The 2,274-nt window shown below is 62.9% G+C and carries 2 protein-coding genes; one reads left to right on the top strand and one right to left on the bottom strand.

What is annotated here, in order from left to right:
- Positions 1-257: 257 nt before the first annotated feature.
- Positions 258-1,238: an MBL fold metallo-hydrolase gene (locus tag DUPY_RS00545; protein WP_070245788.1), complete on the bottom strand. Its 981-nt coding sequence runs from the start codon at positions 1,236-1,238 to the stop codon at positions 258-260.
- Positions 1,239-1,420: 182 nt separating this feature from the next.
- Between DUPY_RS00545 and DUPY_RS00540 the strand changes: the two genes are divergently transcribed.
- Positions 1,421-2,038: a 1-acyl-sn-glycerol-3-phosphate acyltransferase gene (locus DUPY_RS00540; RefSeq protein WP_070245787.1), complete on the top strand. Its 618-nt coding sequence runs from the start codon at positions 1,421-1,423 to the stop codon at positions 2,036-2,038.
- Positions 2,039-2,274 lie beyond the last annotated feature (236 nt).

Raw genomic sequence — 2,274 nt, 5'->3', positions numbered from 1 at the left:
CCCCGTACGGGCGCTGTTTACCCCCGAAACCCATGGGGTCGGCCCCCATACGGGCGCTGTTTACCCCCGAGACCCATGGGGTCGGACCCCGTACGGGCGCTGTTTACCCCCGAGACCCATGGGGTCGGCCCCCATACGGGCGCTGTTTACCCCCGAGACCCATGGGGTCGGCCCCCATACGGGCGCTGTTTACCCCCGCGACCCATGGGGTCGGACCCCGTACGGGGTCCGACCCCAAAGCATTGCGCCGTGCGGGTTTAGCGTGGCTGCGTGTAGCTGACCGGCACGAACTGGTAAGCCTTGCCGCTCGTGCGCACGTGGCCCAGTGCCGGGAACGACAGGTGCGCCGCGCCGACCAGGTAACCGCCCTTGGCCGCTGCCGCAAACGCCGCGTTGCGCTCCTTGATCGCCACCTTGCTGTCGGTATCGAAGACGATGCCGACGTTCGGATCGTCGAACTGTACCGACTGCACGTGCAGCAGGTCGCCCAGCAACACCAGCTTCTGTCCCTTGCTCTCCACCACGTAACTGATATGCCCCAGCGTATGGCCGCCGTTGAATTGCGACCGGATGCCGGGCACCAGCTCGCCATTGGCAGTAATCGGCTGGAATTTTTCGGCTTTGACGTACGGTGTGAGCGACACCATCGGCCCCTCGAAGGCTGACTTGTCGTCGGGCTTGGCCTGGTCCAGGTTGGCCTGGTTCAGGTAGTAATCGGCATCCTGCTTGCCGGCCCGCACGATAGCGTTCGGGAACACGCGCTGGTCCTTGCTGGCCAGGCCGCCGACGTGGTCGCTGTGCATGTGGGTGATATAGATTTCATCGACCTGGTCCGGCGTATAGCCGGAGGCCTTGAGGCTGGCTGCGAGCTGGCCAGCGGTCGGGCCGAACAGGCCGGCGGCGCCGGTGTCGATCAATACCAGCTTGCTGCCGGTGTTGATCAGGAAGGCATTGACCGAGGTTTGCAGCGGCTCTTTCAGGAACGATTTATCGAGCGCCGCCTTGGTTTTCGCTTCCGGCTGCTTGAGCAGCTTGCTCACCGGCAGGTCGAGCGTGCCGTCGTTGAGCACGGTCACTTCGAAGTCGCCGAGCGTCGTGCGATAGAAACCTGGCGCCTGGAACTTGGCGAACGGTGCTGCAGCCTGGGCTGGCGCCATGGCGCCGGCAAACACGGCGGCGACCGCGGCAGCCAGCAGGGACCGGGACCGGAAGCGGGGCGAACGTACGATGTGCGACATGATTTTCCTTATTGTTGGCATTTTGGAACCTGACAGCTTACCGTAACTGCACGCGAACACCTGCCTCAAAAGGATGAATAACTTGCCCCCCATCCGGGGCCAATATAGAATGCGCCGAGTTTTTTGACGAGGAAGATGTCGCCATGTCAAGAGTATAAATAAACCAATACAGGGTGCATGACATGAGCGAATTCGAACTACAGGCAGCGGCGCTGCCAAGGTTGCGCCAGCGCCTGGCGCTGCGCGTACTGAACCTGTTCGGCTGGAAGGTACTGTTCCGCCCCCTGCCGGGCCCGCGTGGCATTTGCGTGATTTATCCGCACACGTCGAACTGGGATTTCCCGATCGGCCTGCTGGGCAAGTGGGCGATGGACCAGCCGTTCCGTTTCCTGGCCAAGGACTCGCTGTTCAAGTCGCCGCTGGGACCGTGGTTCCGCTGGCTCGGCGGCGAACCGGTCCAGCGTGGCGCACCGCAAGGCACCATCAAGGCCCAGGCCGAGCGCATGAACGCCGCCGACTATTACTGGGTAGGCATCACGCCCGAGGGCACGCGCGCGTACCGGCCCAACTGGAAGAGCGGCTTTTACCACCTGGCGATGGAAGCCAAAGTGCCGCTGGTGCTGGTGTTCATGGACTATCCGACCAAGACGCTGAGCCTGGTCGATCACGTGTACCTGACCGGCGACCAGGAGGCCGACATGGCAACGATCCGCGCGGTGCTGGAAGGCCACCAGGGGCTGCACCCGGAGAATGCGGCGCCGATCATCCTCGGCGAGCGGCGCGCGGAGCCACGTAACTGACCCCCCAAGGCCTCTTTCGCCACAACGCATGCCGTACCGCTTGGGGTCCGACCCACAGGGCGCTATTTACCCCTGAGACCCATGGGGTCGGACCCTAATGCCGTTAAGTTAAGCTGAAGTTTTAATTTTTTTAGCATCGAAACGTCGTCCCCGCGCAGGCGGGGACCCAATTTGGCGTGCATTTCGACGAATTTCGTAGAACCTGGGTACCCGCCTTCGCGGGTACGACGGGTACG

Source organism: Duganella phyllosphaerae (assembly GCF_001758785.1).
GTDB lineage: Bacteria > Pseudomonadota > Gammaproteobacteria > Burkholderiales > Burkholderiaceae_D > Rugamonas > Rugamonas phyllosphaerae.
The sequence above is the reverse complement of the archived record's forward strand: the minus strand, read 5'-3'. Positions and strand labels throughout refer to the sequence as shown.

Excerpts from the sequence above, each read along its gene's own strand:
- DUPY_RS00545 (WP_070245788.1), bottom strand. The coding sequence starts at position 1,238 with ATGTCGCACATCGTACGTTCGCCCCGCTTCCGGTCCCGGTCCCTGCTG.
- DUPY_RS00540 (WP_070245787.1), top strand. The coding sequence starts at position 1,421 with ATGAGCGAATTCGAACTACAGGCAGCGGCGCTGCCAAGGTTGCGCCAG.